Source organism: Paenibacillus sp. MER 99-2 (genome assembly GCF_023714095.1).
GTDB lineage: Bacteria > Bacillota > Bacilli > Paenibacillales > Paenibacillaceae > Paenibacillus.
Genome location: NZ_JAMAUZ010000003.1, coordinates 699,606 through 715,762, shown reverse-complemented (window position 1 = coordinate 715,762; position 16,157 = coordinate 699,606). Strand labels below are relative to the sequence as shown.

Here is a 16,157-nt window from a genome sequence, read left to right as displayed (position 1 = left end):
CAGCAAAAAAAACAAAAAACCTTATCCACGAGGGATAAGGCTTGGGGCAGAAAAATGGTATATATAGCGTTAGGCATATCGTTTATTATGTTATGATTTCGAGCGAGTCTCTGGACTTAGTTTGACGCGCATGCGCATTAGGAAATTAATAACTGGTCTTCTCGTTTTGCTGACTAAGCCAATGACCTCTGCGCCGACTTGCAGGAAGAACATCATGATACAGATCACGACGAACGTCACCCAGTTGGCTTCGAACATGGCAGCAGACGATTGGATAATCGCAAGCACACCGAAGAATGCAGCAATACCGTAAATGATCAGCACCGTCTGGCGGTGGCTGAACCCAAGCTCGCGTAAGCAGTGATGCAAGTGGCCTTTATCCGGTGAGAAAATCGGCTTCCGTTGTACCGCACGACGAATGATCGCGAAGAAGGTATCCGAAAGCGGCACACCGATGATGATAAGCGGTGTAATGAAGGACACGACTGCAATTTGCTTGAATCCGAGCATAGACAGCATCGCCAGTGAGAAACCAAGGAATAGTGATCCGGTATCTCCCATGAAGATCTTCGCCGGATGGAAGTTAAAGAACAAGAACCCGATAATACTTCCGAGCAACACAAGACACATCAAGGCAATCATCATGTTCCCCATCAAGAAGGACATCACGGCGATTGTACCAATGGCAATACCGGACACACCGGCTGCCAGACCGTCTAAGCCATCAATCAGATTGATCGCATTCGTTACCCCAACAATCCAGAAGATGGTCAGCGGAATCGCTACCCAAGCTTCCAGTGAAGAATACGCATCCTGAAATGGAATGTTAACGAAGTCTACACGAATATTGAAGCCAAACACAACTACAGAAGCAGCAACGATCTGTCCAAGCAACTTCACTTTGGCTGACAATTCAAATCGATCATCCAGTGCACCAATCAGCACGATAATGGAACCACCGATCAGAAACGCACTAACAAAACTCATATCTCTTGTTGTAAACCATGCCGACACAAAAGGCAGCAGGGCTGCAACCGTAATAACAAAAGCTAGAAAAATTCCGAGTCCACCTAAACGTGGCATAATCCGAGTGTGCACTTTACGTGCATTCGGCGTATCCATCGCGCCAATACGTACTGCGAACTTTTTGACAAGCGGTGTCAGGGCAAGAGCCAGTCCCATTGACACGATAAATCCAATGATAAAGATCGCTACCATTTGAACATTCGACCCCCAATTATAATGCCGTGCATAATGTTAAATCCCCTGATCTCTGTTTGAGGTTTTAATCCTCTTTTATATATAAAATTACTTGTTAGACATGTTTAATGATGAACTATCTGTTACACGGTAACGGAAAGAGCAAGGAAAACCTGGAGAAGTGCAACGTTCGCATTTATCACCGGATTTCTCCCTTATATAAGGGGAATAAAGAAATCTGGGGATAACGGCGATCGAAAGGTTGCCTTGATCTTGTAGTGGTTAGTGTAACGTTTTACTCATTTCAGTGGCACACATGTAATCCAGAACGAATTATACGCTGAACCCCAACGAAACGCCAACCTCAATTTTTAGCAAAAACACGCATTTTTCTCGTATTAGCCTATATTTATTGGGCTTTTGTCACGTTTTCTTTGTCCGTTATGACTTTAAGTGCAAATTTCGGGAGCGCAAGCATTCGACCTGCCCGACTTGGTTCTCGAAGCAAGCGATAGAACCATTCCAGTCTTAACTTCTGGAACAGTTTTGGCGCACGTTTCGTTTTGCCTGAGATGACATCGAAGCTTCCTCCAACACCCATCATCACCGGAACTTGGAGTGTATCCTTGAACTTGTTAATCCAAGGATCTTGAGTATCTGCACCCCGCGCAACAAACAATAGATCCGGAGCAGTTTCACGAATTGCAGCCACGACTTGATCATCTTCATCCGAACCGAAGAAGCCGTCACGATAACCTACAATACGAATCGCCGGATACTGCTGTTGTAACCGAACTGCCGTTTCTTGAATCACCTCAGGTGTAGAACCGAGTAAATATACACCCCAACGATAGTTTTCTCCAACGCGCAGCAATTCATGTAAAAGTTCATATCCGGGAACACGCTCAGCTACAGGATCCCCGCAATAATTCGCAGCCCATACAACGCCTGTACCGTCAGGGACGACCATCTCAGCCGATTGCATAACGCGCATGATGGCTGGATCTTCCATTGCCGCCATAACCATGATTGGATTGGCTGTAATGACGTGATGCGGCTGCTTCGACAGCACCGCTTCTCGGAGAACCTCTACCGTCTCACTCATTGGCAATTTGGAAAAAGGAATACCGTAGATGGAAACGGTAGGTATAGTGCCGGTCTGACTCATTATCTTCTCACCCTTTGCGGCCTAAATAGTTAATAATCTGCTGGGCAGGCACTCTGGCCTCCTGCTTCAATTCCGTAATCAGCTCCTCATGCTCCTTCAGCCATTGTGACCGCTGATCGAGAAGCTTCGATACATGCTTGGCCAGTTGATCTGCATCAAGCGTGCTTGTGCTACCTACAGGATCGCTGTCCAGGCGAAGCATGAACTGATCGATCTTCGGATCGTAGGAAATTCCCACTGGCGGTACATATTGCGAAGCCGCATAGATCAGACTGTGCAGTCGCATACCAATGACGATATCACACTGACTTACCTCTTGCAGCATGAGCTGTGGATCGGTCAGATTGTCCGTTATGCTGACCTCGCTCCCTTTGCTACTCACATCGCCCATCAATTCCATCACGAATCGTGATGCTTCTTGATCCTTAGGCAGATGGAATGGCATGAATCTCAAATGTACAGCTTTGTGCACACAGAGCTTCTTCAATCCAGCTGCAATAGCCGTAAGCTCTTTGCGATCCGACTCCCAGAAGCGAACCGAGATCCCGATAACGGGAAGTTTAGTATTCCCCGGGGAATGGTTATTATCGGAAGGTCCCTCATTCACCGAAGGCTTCTCACCTGATTCCGCCACAACAGACTTCTCTGTTGCTCCATTCTCCGGCAATGGCAGTCCCATTACCGGATCAGGTACAACGTGAATCTGATTCCACTGTAATCCCAGCTGGCGAAGCAGCTCAGCAGATTGCTCATCACGAACCGATACATATTTACAGGCTTTGAACACGGAACGGATCATCGGATTAAAAATCTTCCGGTTCACCGGGCCGATCCCTTGTGCGTATATAAACGTTGGTTTCTTCAACCACTGGGCAAGTTTGATAACACCTAGGTAATACGGGATGGACTTCAGCCCTGTTGCATCCTGTAGCAGGCTACCACCACCGCTAATTAACCCGTCACTTTCCTTGATGGCTTCTCGAACTTCCTTGAATTTCATACGATGAACAGAACGAACACCATACATTGCAGTGGTCGATTCTGGATCCCCGGAGAGCACAATGGGTTCAATGGTGATCCCCGACTTGCGGCTCTCCTCTTCCAGTGCTGTCAGAATTGACTTCAGCACCGCTTCGTCTCCGCTGTTACGGAAACCGTAATATCCTGAGATGACTAATTTTTGAGAAGTGGTGACCATTTTTTCCAACATCCTTCCGCGACTTGCCACACACCCACAGCAATGATCCCGAAGATTAAGCCAAGTCCCAATCCCATCACACCACGAATGAGGGACAACACAGCTGGTGTGTGGATATGCGCAAACGTATCAACCATGGACAACTGTCCAATCGTTGCAATAATAAGAACAAAAACGAATTTACGATATTTCAATGCAGCGAACACACCAACGATGAACAGTGGGTGTCCTCCCATGAACTCTTTGAATCTTGGACGAACGCCGAACGTATCTTCAAGCGCTGTACGCAGGAACATTTCAAGTGGTGTAACCGAGCCTGAATTGCCTGTCCGCGTCAAATAATAATAACCTGCAGCTGCAGCAATGACTGCGAGAACAACCATCAACACGTTAATTGGCATGCGCAGCATTTCTTTGATTTTCTTAATCGAGAAGCTGCCCGAACCCCGATAGAACACAACATAAATCGCGACCAGCGCGATTGGTGCAAAGTGCAACAGGCTTACGCCCCGGAACTGGTTAATGACCAGACTGTACGTAATGCTGTTCAGCAAAGCGATCACAAACGGCACTGCCATAAATGAAAGAATCGATGTTCTTACATAGAGAATGATGGTCTGACCTAAACGACGACCTGCTGACGCATCTGGCTGACGTTGCTGTTGGTAATTCACCGTGCGAACGGCAAGCACCATGGCAATTGTCGGTGCCGCAATGGCTACTAGCAAGGCGATCCCTTGCTCAAGCAGTGTCGGTTTCAGCAAGAACAATCCTGCACTTCCCACTAAGCTTAGTGCGAACACAAGCAGAGTTAGCAGTGGTACAAAGTACGATACCATGAGTGTAATCAAGGCAATCGCACCAATCAGAGCAACCAGCTTGGCATAACGCTGAATGGACGAATCCTTCACCGTAAATGCTTCAGCTTGTCCAAGCTCGAATCCGAATTTACCCATACGTTCAACCGCATGGCCTGGTTCGCCCAGACTGTTGATCAGATTCTCTATTGGATCTGTAATCATGGCTTTGGACGTATTCCGACTTGGTGAAGCATTCATGTAGAGCATGCGAATGTTACGGTCTTTCGTAGCCAATACGAAACGGTCTGCAATGGTATCTACGTCCAGATTGGCATCGGCATCACTCAGGGAATATAGGCGTGCAACATTATAATCAATTTTGTAAGCGAGTGTCTGGAAGCCCGATTGCGGCTTCTTCAGATTCTCGATTGCTGCGAGTCCGATATCGTATTTATTGAGCAATTGAGCGAATTGATCAATACTCTTCATCTCCGCATTATCATTGTACCCTTTCACAGCATCCCCATCAAACAAGATGCGTGTAACGCCATTCTCTTTGAAAAACGACAGCAGTCTCTCCATGGAGGCTTGGTTGTAAGGTACACTATCCGAGATCCGCGGCAAGATGTGGAAGCCATGATCACGCAGCATTTTCACAGCAACCGGGTCAGGCTGCAATGGCTGCATGTTGGCATTCTCCGGTGGCGTCTGCAATATTAAGCCGCTACGGCCTTCGTATTCCCATGGAACCACAGGAATCTGGCGGTCAGCGAACGTTTGTTCAATGATAGGGGCATATGTCTGTGCATTCGCTTCATTGGTGAACAACACATAGGTGTAGTTCTCATTCGAAGGAATCACATTCTTCGTCAGATTCGCGAGATCCTGACCGTTATATACCATAATACGGCGTGTCTTTCTCAACTCATCCAGTGTACTTTCGAACACCGCCATGGTCGTTACGCCAGCGTCTTTTAGACGTGTTAATTGTTCATTCATAAAATCTTGCGGATGAGCCTGATATGCTGAGATATCCAGCAGACCCCGATAATTGAAGACCAGTTCTACCTTCTTGGCAGAAGACTCCGTCTGCACTCGATCACTAATCACTGGAATGGAGGCTACCAATCCAATGATGACAACAAGCCACAGCCACTTCCGGGAAGCGGTATTCCAATAAAGCCATTTTTGACGCACTATACGTGTACCTCCTCAAGTGTTGGAACCAAAATCCACGTTCAGCTCAAGTAATTCCATCATTCATTCCACTTTTACAATATCCACTCCGATGACAGAATAACCTTCCGATCGCTGTTATCCCCAGATTTTTTTGAACCCTTCATTTAAAGGGAAAATCCGGGGATAGCTTATGCTTCCGATGTAGCTTTCTTACAGAAAGCTTTCAGGCGAACGCTTCGCTTCTTCATGTTATTTCTGTCCTCTCCGTTCTCATGTAAACGTTAAGTTTAACTCTTCACTCTAAAATAAAAGCCCCTCCGCCAACCAACCTTTCGGTGCGGAGAGGCTTTCTCATGTTCAAGCTACAACCTTTAGAACCTGTAACTGAATTACGCGTCTACACGCGCCATTACTGCGTCAGACAAACGCTCGATACGGCTCTGAGCATCGTCTGTGCTCTCACCACGTACGGCAAAGTAAATTTTGATCTTAGGCTCAGTTCCTGATGGACGCAGGCAGAACCATGATCCGTCCGCCAAAATGAACTTGAGTACATTTTCTTTTGGCAGACCGTCTAGGCCAAGCGAGTAGTCTAGTACGTCTTGTACTGCGATTCCCGCGACTTCTTGTGGCGGATTGGAGCGCCAGTCTGTCATTTTAGCTTGAATCTGAGCGACTCCATCTTTGCCTTTCAATGTACGGGACTCCAGCTTCTCCAAGAACGTTCCGAACTGGCGATACAGCTCTTGCAGTACGTCGTACAACGTTTTGCCTTGGCTCTTGTAATATGCAGCTGCCTCAGCGATCAACATGGAAGCAAGGATGGCATCCTTATCGCGTGCATAATTACCTGCCAGGTAACCATAGCTCTCTTCATATCCGAACAAGAACGTATGACTGCCGCTTTCTTCGAATTGATCCATTTTTTCACCGATATATTTGAAGCCTGTCAGGGTGTTCATCACTTCTGCACCATAATGCTCCGCGATGACCGCGCCCAACTCGCTCGTTACAATTGTTTTAATTACCGCACCATTGCTTGGCAGCTTACCTGTCTCTTGCAGGCGACTTAATACATAATGAACCATAATGGCACCGGACTGGTTACCGGACAAGACGAAATATTTGCCATCGTTGTCTTTAACCACTGCACCCATGCGGTCTGCATCGGGGTCTGTACCGATTAAAATGTCTGCTCCAACTGCTTCGCCCAGCTTCATCGCCAGCGTAAATGCTTCGCGTTCTTCCGGGTTAGGGGACTTCACAGTAGAAAATTCCGCATCTGGTTGTTCTTGCTCTGCTACGATGTGCAGTTGTTCAAATCCGATCTGTTCCAATACACGACGTACAGGAACGTTTCCTGTTCCGTGCAGTGGTGTGAAGACGATTTTGAAATCACGTCCTACACCGTCTTGGATCAGTTCACGACTCAAGCTCTGACTCGCCACCGTATCGAAGAATGCTTGATCTTCTTCTTCCCCAAGCCATACGAGCAACCCTTGTGCTTCGGCTTCTTCTTGAGTCAACTTTTTGACATCGGCAAGAGAAGGAACCTCCTGGATGTACTGAATCACCTTCTCCGCTTCATGCGGCACAAGTTGACCCCCTTGGTGGTTGTACACTTTATATCCGTTATATTCAGGAGGGTTATGGCTCGCTGTCACCACAATGCCGCCTGTTGCTTGCAAATGACGCACGCTGAAGGACAATTGAGGCGTAGGGCGCAAGGATGTGAACAGCTTCGCCATGATCCCGTTGCCTGCCAGAACGAGTGCAGCATCCAGTGTGAACTCTGGTGAATAGTGACGGGAATCATGCGCAATGACCACAGAAGGCCTGCCTTCTTTGTCACCATGCTGTTCCAACAAATACCGAGCGAATCCTTGTGTTGCACGACCCACCGTGTAGCGGTTCATCCGGTTGCTTCCGGCGCCAATCACACCACGTAATCCACCTGTACCGAACTCCAAATTACGATAGAAACGGTCTTCCAGCTCTTTCGGCTGATCCTGCAAGTCACGAAGCTCCTGTTTCGTCGCTTCATCAATCGAAGCATCCTCCAACCATTGCTGCAGCGTCAATGCTGCTGTTTCGCTTAACTGTTCCATTCCTGCAAACCCCTTCCTCTATGTCCATTCAATAAATTACTTATCTCTTAGCTTGGGTCAGACAATGCAAACATGATCTCGCCTTCAGCGACAATTTTATCTTCCACTCTAGCTGTAGCTTTACCTTTACCAATAGAGCCCTTCAGTCGAGTGATCTCCACTTCAAGCATCAGCGTATCTCCAGGCACAACTTGTCCACGGAATCGGAAATTGTCCAGTCCCGCCAAAAATCCAATCTTGCCTTTATTGCTCTCGATGCTAAGCATAGCCGCTGCGCCAACTTGAGCCAGTGCTTCTGTAATCAAAACACCCGGCATTACCGGATACTCTGGAAAATGACCCAGGAAGTGCGGTTCGTTAATCGTTACATTCTTCAAACCGACGGCACGCTTGCCCTCCTCCATCTCTACAATCTTGTCCACCAGTAGGAACGGGGGACGGTGCGGAATGATCTCTTGAATCTGTTTGCTATCGAGCACGTTGTATTCTCCTTTCGTGTCGTGTTTTATATGAGACTCGTGGCTAAATGATTTACGTTACCTGCTTCGTAGACGCTCCGGGTGCGGATCGTTCTTTCGATCGCTGTTGTTTTCTAATTTTATCTGAATTTACTTTTTAAAAGGTTAAAATTAGAAAACAAAGGTGAGTTTATGCTTCCGAAGTAAGCTTTCTTGAGAAAGCTTGTAGCTTTCGCTTCTTCAGAATCGATTCCTTTCCCTACACTACGTATGCTGATATGACAAACATTTAAAAAACAGGTCTCATATAAAATATAGTTATTGTATTTGTTTAAAAAGCGCATTTTCGGTTAACACTAGAAATATCCTTCATGACTGCAGTAGTGAAGGTTGAGATAAGGGGTCTCTCTTGGCGATGACGCATATCATTCGCAGGGGAGGCCTCTTTTGACGTTAGACGTTAGACGTTAGGCATTAGACATCAGAAGTCAAACGTCATCCATCATTATACTGTTTTCAACACCAAAAAGAAAACTCCTGCCTACGCAGGAGTTTTCCCTCATTACACGTCCTATGGAGCGAACACCAGATTATACACATGCTCCCAAGTGCTCCACTCCAATACGGAGCCGATATCCTGTTTACCCAGTACTACATAGCCAGCGACCATACCACCAGCGAGGGCAAGAACAAGCAGAAACGGAACCAGAAACCATCTGGCGATACGCCATCCACTCTTCTTCTTCTTGACTTTCGTCTTATCCGGCTTACTGTTCTGCTGCTCTGTATCTGTCATCACATTCACCTTTTATGCTCTCAAATTGTTGGCTAGACCCGCCATCGAATCACTGGATGTCAGTGCCCGAGCTGCCAACTGATACGTACGCTGTCCTTGCATCAGCAAAGCCATCTCCGAAGTCAGATCCACATTGGACTGCTCCAGATAACCCGCACGAATTGTAGCTGCCGCTTGACGCGTCGCCGCATTAGCTCCAAATACATCATCTTCGGTTAAACCAACGTCCAAACCAAACAGGTTATCGGCAAACTGCACCAAACCTTCTGGACGCTCAATATCAACGAGTTGCAACTGAGCACCGATGGTTGCATTAGCCGCATTACCACGACGAATCAGCAAATTCCCATTCTCATCAAATGCGACTTTGCTATTCAGCGGTGCGGTAATCCGATTGCCTTGGCGATCAAGTGCAAAATGTCCTTCACCGTTAACAAGTACCATCATCTGAGGTGCATTCGGGTTCGGATTCGGTCTCTCATCAGGTACAAAATGGAATGCACCCTGACGTGTCCACATTTTCTGTCCATTCGCTTCCACAGCAAACATAGCATTGCCTTCAATTGCCAGATCCGTCGGGTTACCCGTCTCATTAAGCGGTCCTTGCGTCATATCCTTCGTAACATCTGACAAACGCACGCCAAACCCAAGGTTAAATCCCATCGGTGTAGAACGACCATCTAGTTGATACTTCTCAGGCTGTTGTTGTACACGAGTCAAAACATCTTCAAACGCTGCCTGCTTGCTCTTATATCCTGCCGTGTTCACGTTGGCAATATTATCGGCAATGACTTCCAGACGTTGCTGAATGCCAGTCATGGAAACCTTGGCACTAATCATGGAATTATTCATCGGTGGTTTACCCTCCCCACTACGTGGTTATATCTACGGTTGACGTTATACACGTCCAACTTCATTAACGGCTTTATCCAAACTTCGGTCATAGAACTGTACAATTTTCTGATTGGCTTCATACGCACGGAACGCAGCATTCATATCCACCGTTGCTTGAGATGCATCCACATTGGAGCCCTCCAAGTAACCTTGGCGAATCTGAACGTTATCCCCAGCAGCCATCATTCTCGCCGTTGCACCGCCCTGTTCGTCCAGGCTGAAGTTACCGTCACCTTGACGTACCAACTGATTCGGCAGATCAACCACGCTAATTCCAAGTGTAACGCCTGTCGGTGCACCTGTAGTTGCATTCACGAGACGACCTTGCTCATCCACTTTAAATTGCTCCACTGAACCTGTCAACACGACAGGTTGTCCATTATTATCCAACACTTGTGAGCCCGTCGAGCTCAGCAATTGTCCGGTTCCCGTAACAGTGAAATGTCCATCACGTGTGTATCTTGTATTACCATCGGCATCCTGTACCGTAAAATACGCTTGTGGTTGGTACGTAACGGTACCATCTTCTCTCACAAACTTACCTGATGCATCAAATGTAACAGGTTGTCCCGTCTGTGGATCGTTTACCACCAAATTAGATGAAATGGCAAAATCACTCTTCTGCCCACTCTCTCTAATCGCACCTTGCACATTCATGGACAAGCTCTCTTCGGCAAATACACCTGAGTTCAATCTACCCAACCGCTTTGTTGGAGTATTCGCATCTCCACCCACCAAAGTAATGAGCATTTCCGGGAAAGAACGGCTAACACTACTCACCTGTTTGTATCCCGTTGTGTTCATATTCACGATATTCTGAGTTGCTGTGTCATGGCGACGTTGTTGCGTAAGCATTCCCGCGGTGGCCGTATATAGACCTCTTAGCATGGTTGATCCCCTCTCCTCAAGCGCTTGTCCTGCATTAGCAGGCTTATGGCTTGTCCGTTCTTAACCCGAGCATGGGCGAACCTTTGTTGATTATATCGGCAGATTAGAATTTTTTCTTAACCACTTGATCCAAATTATTCAGCATAATGCCTGTTCCTTTTACAACACAATGCATTGGATCCTCCGCTACCCATACCGGTACATGCAATTCATTCGATAACAGCTCGTCCAATCCGTTCAATAAAGCGCCCCCGCCTGTCAACACAACACCACGGTCAATGATGTCCGCTGATAATTCAGGTGGTGTCCGCTCCAATACGGACTTCGCTGCTACGATGATGGATTGTACCGAATCCCACAGGGCTTCCTGTACTTCATTGCCTGACACCGTTACGGTAATCGGTAGACCGGTTACCATATCACGACCACGGATATCCATCTCCGTTTGACGTCCGCCTGGGTGCACAGAACCAATGGCAATCTTCAGATCCTCGGCTGTACGTTCACCGATCATGAGCTTATATTTGGCTTTGATAAACTTGATTATTGCTTCGTCGAACTTGTCCCCTGCAACTTTAATAGAAGAGGCGGTGACTACGTCGCCCATAGACAGGACTGCAACGTCAGTCGTTCCGCCGCCGATATCCACGACCATATTGCCGCTCGGCTGAAAAATATCCATGCCTGCACCGATCGCTGCCGCTTTCGGTTCTTCTTCTAGGAATACTTCTTTGGCACCGCTGCGCTCAGCGGCTTCACGGATCGCCTTCTGCTCTACGGAAGTAATATTGGTCGGTGCGCAGATCAAAATCCGTGGGTGGCTGTACCAGCTTCTCGCCCCCACACGGTTAATGAAATGTCTGAGCATCGCTTCCGTAATCTCGAAGTCCGCAATAACGCCGTCACGCAGCGGTCTAATGGCAACAATGTTACCTGGAGTACGCCCCACCATACGACGCGCTTCTTCCCCAACAGCAAGGACCCGCTTCGTATCGCTTTCAATGGTCACAACGGAAGGTTCATCGAGGACAACCCCGCTTCCTTTCACGTGAATTAGCACGTTCGCCGTGCCAAGATCAATACCGATATCCTTGCTTAACATAAAAGAGCCCCCAAAGTGATATTATTTGGTCAGCGTATCCTGTGAAAAAGAGTCCCTTATCACGTCACCGCTCGTTCGACAAAGTGCAACATATATATGTAAAAATCGGGCTGATAAGATGTCATAATTCGATCCTGTACCAGCTTTTAACATATCATACTTCAGGGGAGGGATTCAATCCAAGTTTGAGCTTTTTGGCCTATGTCTTGTCAAAGATGATTACGATTTTGCAGAAGCCAACACTTCACGCTTTTTTCCACTCGTTTTTTTGTATTTGATCTTGGTCGCTTCCCCGCCCCGCAAATGACGGATCGACTTGTGGTACTCCAAAATGTGTTTCACCTGGTCAGCAAGATCAGGGTTGATTTCCGGCAAACGCTCCGTCAGATCCTTATGCACAGTACTCTTTGACACGCCGAATTCCTTGGCTATGGTACGGACCGTATTTCTTGTCTCAACAATGCAGCGACCAATTTTGATGGTCCGTTCCTTGATGTAATCGTGCACGCTCCCGCCTCCCTACTGTGTGGATAGTTTGGTACATTATATGAGGAGCATGCCTATATATTCGCGGTTTAGAGGTGTGACAAGCTTCGAAGGTCCCATAATTTTCAGAAAACGTAAAAAAAGCAGAGGGAGCGTTCCCTCTGCCTTCGGCATACTGCGGTAAAAAATCAATTATTTTTCCGGGAGAAATCCTTTTGGGTTAACCGGCTGTCCGTCTTCATAAACTTCGAAGTGCAGATGGTTGCCAAGCGTTTTACCCAACTCATTCACGCCTGCAGATGCAATGGCATCTCCTTGCTTCACTTCGTCATTTTCTTTTACTTTCACATCGGACAAGCTTTGGTATACCGTCTTAAGGTTCTCGTCGTGAGTAATTTCCACAACTTGACCTGTCAGCGGATTTTGTTCAACCCGGGTTACTGTTCCGCTAAGTGCTGCTTTTACTTCGAACGATTTGTTATCTCCTCTTGCCAGGTCTACACCGGTATTCGGGATAAATGTATCGTTATACTGTACCATCGCAGCTTCATGCTCTTCCGTCGAACCTTCGTTTTCATAGAAAGGCTTAACAATTGATACTTCCGAAGGACTAGCTACTGGCCATACAAAACTTTCCGACTTCGCAACAACTTCCACACTTTCCTGTTCGCCATCAACCACTGCTGTTTCTTCTGTACCCTTGGTGCCGGTTTCTACTACACCCGCTGGATCCGAGTTAAGCGCTTGTTCGCTTGTTCCCTGATAGACCCACACTAATGTTAGTATAATACCTGCTGCTGCGATGTAGGCTGCTGGGAACACCCAACGTTTGGACATTGCTCTTTTCCATGAAGAGGGCTGGCTAGCCGGTACTCCTTGTGTTGTTTTAGGAGTTTCTTCTTGGACTGTTTTTTTGTTTTGTTCATTCATCTTGATCACCTCAGTAACAAGTGTTACCGGGTGCAACTCTTTTATACACGCGCGACTCTAATTATTTTCATAAAACTTTCAGAGAGTGCTATATAAGGGTGATGCGGGTTACCCTAGACCACTCCACAGCCAGAGCAATCTTCCGATCGCTGTTATCCCCAGATTTCCTTTATACCTTTTTTCAAAGGTTGAAATCCCGGGATAAAGGCGAGCACTCCGTTTCTCCAGATTATCTCTGTCCGCCCCGTTCAGGCGCAACAATGCATACCATCCGATATAGGCAAAGCTGAAAGTATTAAGACGGGGCGGGTAGTAGGATAGGATGACATAGATGTGCAGTTGGTATGCGCTCCGCTCCGGTGACAGAAAACCTTTCTACTCGCTGTTATCCCCGGATTTCCTGATTAAAATCTCCTAAGGAAGAAATCCGGGGATAAAGGCGGACGCTTCGCTTCTACAGGCCTTTTCTGTCCCCTACGCTCACCCAACACTCGCACTCTCCCTCCGATGATATAGTCAAAGCTTGAAAGTTTTAAGGATAGGCGGGCAGGTGGGGTAGGATGGAGTAAATAGTATGCACTCCGCTCCGTTCAGGTTAACAATGTACACCTACCCATATAGACAAAGCTGAAAGTATTAGAATGGGAGGGTAGGTAAGTAGAGTAGCCTTGGGTTAGATAGATGGTGATTAGCTTCAGCAGGCATATAGGCAATTTGCCGGTTTGAGATTGGTGTACTAGCTTAGTTGGGATTCGCTAGTTTGGTGGTAAGTGCTCTGGATGAGTTCCTAATTCGCTAACTTGTCGTTGGTGCACTGAATGAGCCAGTAATTTGCTAGTTTGGGAGTTGGTGCAACGGCTAAGTTATCGATTCGTTAGAGATGGTTGGACACACCAAGCATGTTATATCTCTAACGAACTCAGATGACCTTATTGGTGAGAAAATGGCATCCAGAGAATTCTAACGAATCGTCGACACGCTAATCACTCATTTGGCCACTATGATTGCACTAATTCTGTGGTTTTTCTCGCTATAACACTTCTGAGGTTCGTTAGAATTTCCAATCGCGGTGATAGAGCCTAATAATGTCTCTCAGATTCGTTAAACACCAACGGCACCCATCTCCTCTACTTTGATGCCAGCATCTTGGATGCCTGTCCGAAAGATATGCCCGTATAGTAGTGTTTGAGGATTTGCGTTGCCGTGTGGCCCTCTTGCGCCATGCCGTTGGCTCCCCACTGGCTCATGCCTACACCGTGACCGTATCCATAAGTTGTGAACTCGATTTCGTCGCCATCGCTCTTCCAACTGAATTGACTCGATCGGAGTCCGAGTAAGTTCCTAACCTCAGGGCCGCTGAACGTCTGACCAGCAATCTGCATTTCTTTGATCCGGTGTCCCTTCGTTGTCGATAGCACTTCCATCCATGCACTTCCTTGTTGAGCTGAGACAGGTATTGCACTGGCGCTGAGCTTTAACTTTTGCAACACTTCACTACGCTTCATCGTAACGGTCTCCTCGAATCTCGGGGCGATCTTCTTGTCCCACGGGCTGTCTACACTTTTAAGATAAGGCACAACATTTCCCCATACGTCTTCTGCATTCTCGGTATACCCATTGCTTGTTGAGAAAAAAGAAGCGGTTATTGCTCGGCCCTGATACGTCATGACCGCATCACGACTCTCACGAATGGCTTGCTCTAGCTTCTCCCAATCGTTCGCTTTGCCAAGCCGCGTCCATTCAGCCTTTGCTTGATCTGGTGGGATAAATACTTGGTGACTTACCGTATCCGTAACGTCCGCATCTCCTGAGGGCACACCGCTTGTATCATTAGCCGCCAATCTCCTGACGATAAACGTGCGAGCTGCAATTGCTTGAGCCTTCAACGCTTCCAGTCTGAACTCAGCTGGCATCTCTGCGGCGACCACGCCGGATACATACTTCTCCAGTGGAAGCTCCATTGTTGTACCTGTCGCCGACAGATATACCCGTACATTAGGCTCTGGGTACGTTACAGGTACAGCAGGAGTGGGTGCTGGAGTAGATGTACTATTGGCGGTCGGTGATGCTGGTACCGATTTAACCGGGTCATCTGCTCGCGGCCAGACCAGAATAACCGGGATGAGCAAGGCAAGCGTGAGTAGTGTAGTTGCCGCTGCAACAGGTTGCCAACGTGGAGGCTTGTGTCTTCCCCACCGATTTCCTCGTCCAAATGTCCGCATTCGCCGCCGCTTCACAGGGCGGAAATGATCTAGCTCAATAACAGGCACATGCATCTCGCCTGTTGTTGCATCATCTGATGCATCTACCCTCGCTTTGTGTGGAGCAGATGCTGTTACTGAGCCGACGGATGCTAACCGAATAGGTGTCACTGAGGCTAGCTTGTCTTTTTCCATACCTGAATTAGAAGATTGTTCGCCTTGATCTGTAGTTCCTGGGCGAGGCACAAGAGGTACCTTAACCTGTATGCGTGCTTCTTTCATTTCGACATAACCCTCCGTTGTCCACGAGTGACTGTGCACCGGCCTAATTTGTTCAATTCCATAGTTTAGGGTATGAGTTGAATCGATCTGATAGAACATCATTTAAGAGAAACACACTTCTCTTCTATTCTTTCATTTGGGCATCTATAAACGTATTTAGTACCGATAAATATTGATCTGACGCGATCTGACGCTTCGTCGTCCCCTACTTAATCACTCCGTTCCCAGCGTTCCCAGCTCTTCTCTCTCGTTCAGCATCAATTCAGAATTGAATGTTATGCTACACATAGATTAGGATCAGCTATTAATAGAATCAGGTACTTACATCAACACTTAAGCGTGATCCTAGTTCCAAAAAAGGACAAAAAAAAGCCAAGCCAGATGGCTTAGCTTTTGGTTCATCTTTACAATACAGTTCATTCATCATTCGCATGACCACGCACAACAACAGTTAAGCACAGCGAACA

At 47.2% G+C, this 16,157-nt stretch carries 13 protein-coding genes; all 13 read right to left on the bottom strand.

Annotated features, from left to right (window positions below):
• Positions 1 to 90 precede the first annotated feature (90 nt).
• Positions 91 to 1,218, bottom strand: a complete 1,128-nt coding sequence (locus M3636_RS18080; protein WP_145051510.1) for a glycosyltransferase family 4 protein — start codon at positions 1,216 to 1,218, stop codon at positions 91 to 93.
• Between the two features lie 391 nt (positions 1,219 to 1,609).
• Entirely contained in the window at positions 1,610 to 2,368 is a 759-nt protein-coding gene (locus M3636_RS18075; RefSeq protein WP_251383446.1) for a WecB/TagA/CpsF family glycosyltransferase, read from the bottom strand.
• A 7-nt stretch (positions 2,369 to 2,375) separates the two neighbouring features.
• Positions 2,376 to 3,566 carry a polysaccharide pyruvyl transferase CsaB gene (gene csaB, locus M3636_RS18070; RefSeq protein ID WP_251383445.1) on the bottom strand — a complete coding sequence of 397 codons (1,191 nt, stop codon included), beginning with the start codon at positions 3,564 to 3,566 and terminating at the stop codon, positions 2,376 to 2,378.
• A complete protein-coding gene (locus tag M3636_RS18065; protein WP_251383444.1) occupies positions 3,542 to 5,563 on the bottom strand; it encodes a DUF5693 family protein in 2,022 nt (673 codons plus the stop codon). The genes csaB and M3636_RS18065 overlap by 25 nt, the downstream gene beginning before the upstream one ends.
• Positions 5,564 to 5,934: 371 nt before the next feature.
• Positions 5,935 to 7,653, bottom strand: coding sequence for a phospho-sugar mutase (locus M3636_RS18060; protein WP_251383442.1), 1,719 nt, complete (start codon positions 7,651 to 7,653; stop codon positions 5,935 to 5,937).
• A gap of 47 nt (positions 7,654 to 7,700) precedes the next feature.
• Positions 7,701 to 8,132 (bottom strand): 3-hydroxyacyl-ACP dehydratase FabZ, encoded by a 432-nt coding sequence (fabZ, locus tag M3636_RS18055; RefSeq protein WP_251383440.1) that lies wholly within the window; start codon positions 8,130 to 8,132, stop codon positions 7,701 to 7,703.
• 550 nt (positions 8,133 to 8,682) lie between these two features.
• Positions 8,683 to 8,907 (bottom strand): DNA-directed RNA polymerase subunit beta, encoded by a 225-nt coding sequence (locus M3636_RS18050; protein ID WP_056693821.1) that lies wholly within the window; start codon positions 8,905 to 8,907, stop codon positions 8,683 to 8,685.
• Between the two features lie 12 nt (positions 8,908 to 8,919).
• A complete protein-coding gene (locus M3636_RS18045) occupies positions 8,920 to 9,759 on the bottom strand; it encodes a flagellar hook-basal body protein (protein ID WP_251383439.1) in 840 nt (279 codons plus the stop codon).
• A gap of 45 nt (positions 9,760 to 9,804) precedes the next feature.
• Positions 9,805 to 10,689: a flagellar hook-basal body protein gene (locus tag M3636_RS18040; RefSeq protein WP_251383437.1), complete on the bottom strand. Its 885-nt coding sequence runs from the start codon at positions 10,687 to 10,689 to the stop codon at positions 9,805 to 9,807.
• A 103-nt stretch (positions 10,690 to 10,792) separates the two neighbouring features.
• On the bottom strand, positions 10,793 to 11,791 hold the full coding sequence (gene mreB, locus M3636_RS18035) for a rod shape-determining protein (protein WP_251383436.1): 999 nt from the start codon (positions 11,789 to 11,791) through the stop codon (positions 10,793 to 10,795).
• Positions 11,792 to 12,010: 219 nt separating this feature from the next.
• Positions 12,011 to 12,298, bottom strand: a complete 288-nt coding sequence (gene spoIIID / locus M3636_RS18030) for a sporulation transcriptional regulator SpoIIID (protein WP_024632710.1) — start codon at positions 12,296 to 12,298, stop codon at positions 12,011 to 12,013.
• A 171-nt stretch (positions 12,299 to 12,469) separates the two neighbouring features.
• Positions 12,470 to 13,207: a stage II sporulation protein SpoIIQ gene (spoIIQ, locus tag M3636_RS18025; RefSeq protein ID WP_056693835.1), complete on the bottom strand. Its 738-nt coding sequence runs from the start codon at positions 13,205 to 13,207 to the stop codon at positions 12,470 to 12,472.
• A 1,127-nt stretch (positions 13,208 to 14,334) separates the two neighbouring features.
• Positions 14,335 to 15,690 (bottom strand): stage II sporulation protein D, encoded by a 1,356-nt coding sequence (gene spoIID, locus M3636_RS18020; RefSeq protein ID WP_251383434.1) that lies wholly within the window; start codon positions 15,688 to 15,690, stop codon positions 14,335 to 14,337.
• Positions 15,691 to 16,157 lie beyond the last annotated feature (467 nt).

Bases quoted from the DNA above. Each gene is read 5' to 3' on its own strand.
- M3636_RS18050 (WP_056693821.1), bottom strand. From the start codon at position 8,907: ATGACAGATACAGAGCAGCAGAACAGTAAGCCGGATAAGACGAAAGTC.
- csaB (WP_251383445.1), bottom strand. From the start codon at position 3,566: ATGGTCACCACTTCTCAAAAATTAGTCATCTCAGGATATTACGGTTTC.
- M3636_RS18060 (WP_251383442.1), bottom strand. From the start codon at position 7,653: ATGGAACAGTTAAGCGAAACAGCAGCATTGACGCTGCAGCAATGGTTG.
- M3636_RS18045 (WP_251383439.1), bottom strand. From the start codon at position 9,759: ATGAATAATTCCATGATTAGTGCCAAGGTTTCCATGACTGGCATTCAG.
- spoIID (WP_251383434.1), bottom strand. From the start codon at position 15,690: ATGAAAGAAGCACGCATACAGGTTAAGGTACCTCTTGTGCCTCGCCCA.
- mreB (WP_251383436.1), bottom strand. From the start codon at position 11,791: ATGTTAAGCAAGGATATCGGTATTGATCTTGGCACGGCGAACGTGCTA.
- M3636_RS18080 (WP_145051510.1), bottom strand. From the start codon at position 1,218: ATGGTAGCGATCTTTATCATTGGATTTATCGTGTCAATGGGACTGGCT.
- M3636_RS18075 (WP_251383446.1), bottom strand. From the start codon at position 2,368: ATGAGTCAGACCGGCACTATACCTACCGTTTCCATCTACGGTATTCCT.
- spoIIQ (WP_056693835.1), bottom strand. From the start codon at position 13,207: ATGAATGAACAAAACAAAAAAACAGTCCAAGAAGAAACTCCTAAAACA.
- M3636_RS18040 (WP_251383437.1), bottom strand. From the start codon at position 10,689: ATGCTAAGAGGTCTATATACGGCCACCGCGGGAATGCTTACGCAACAA.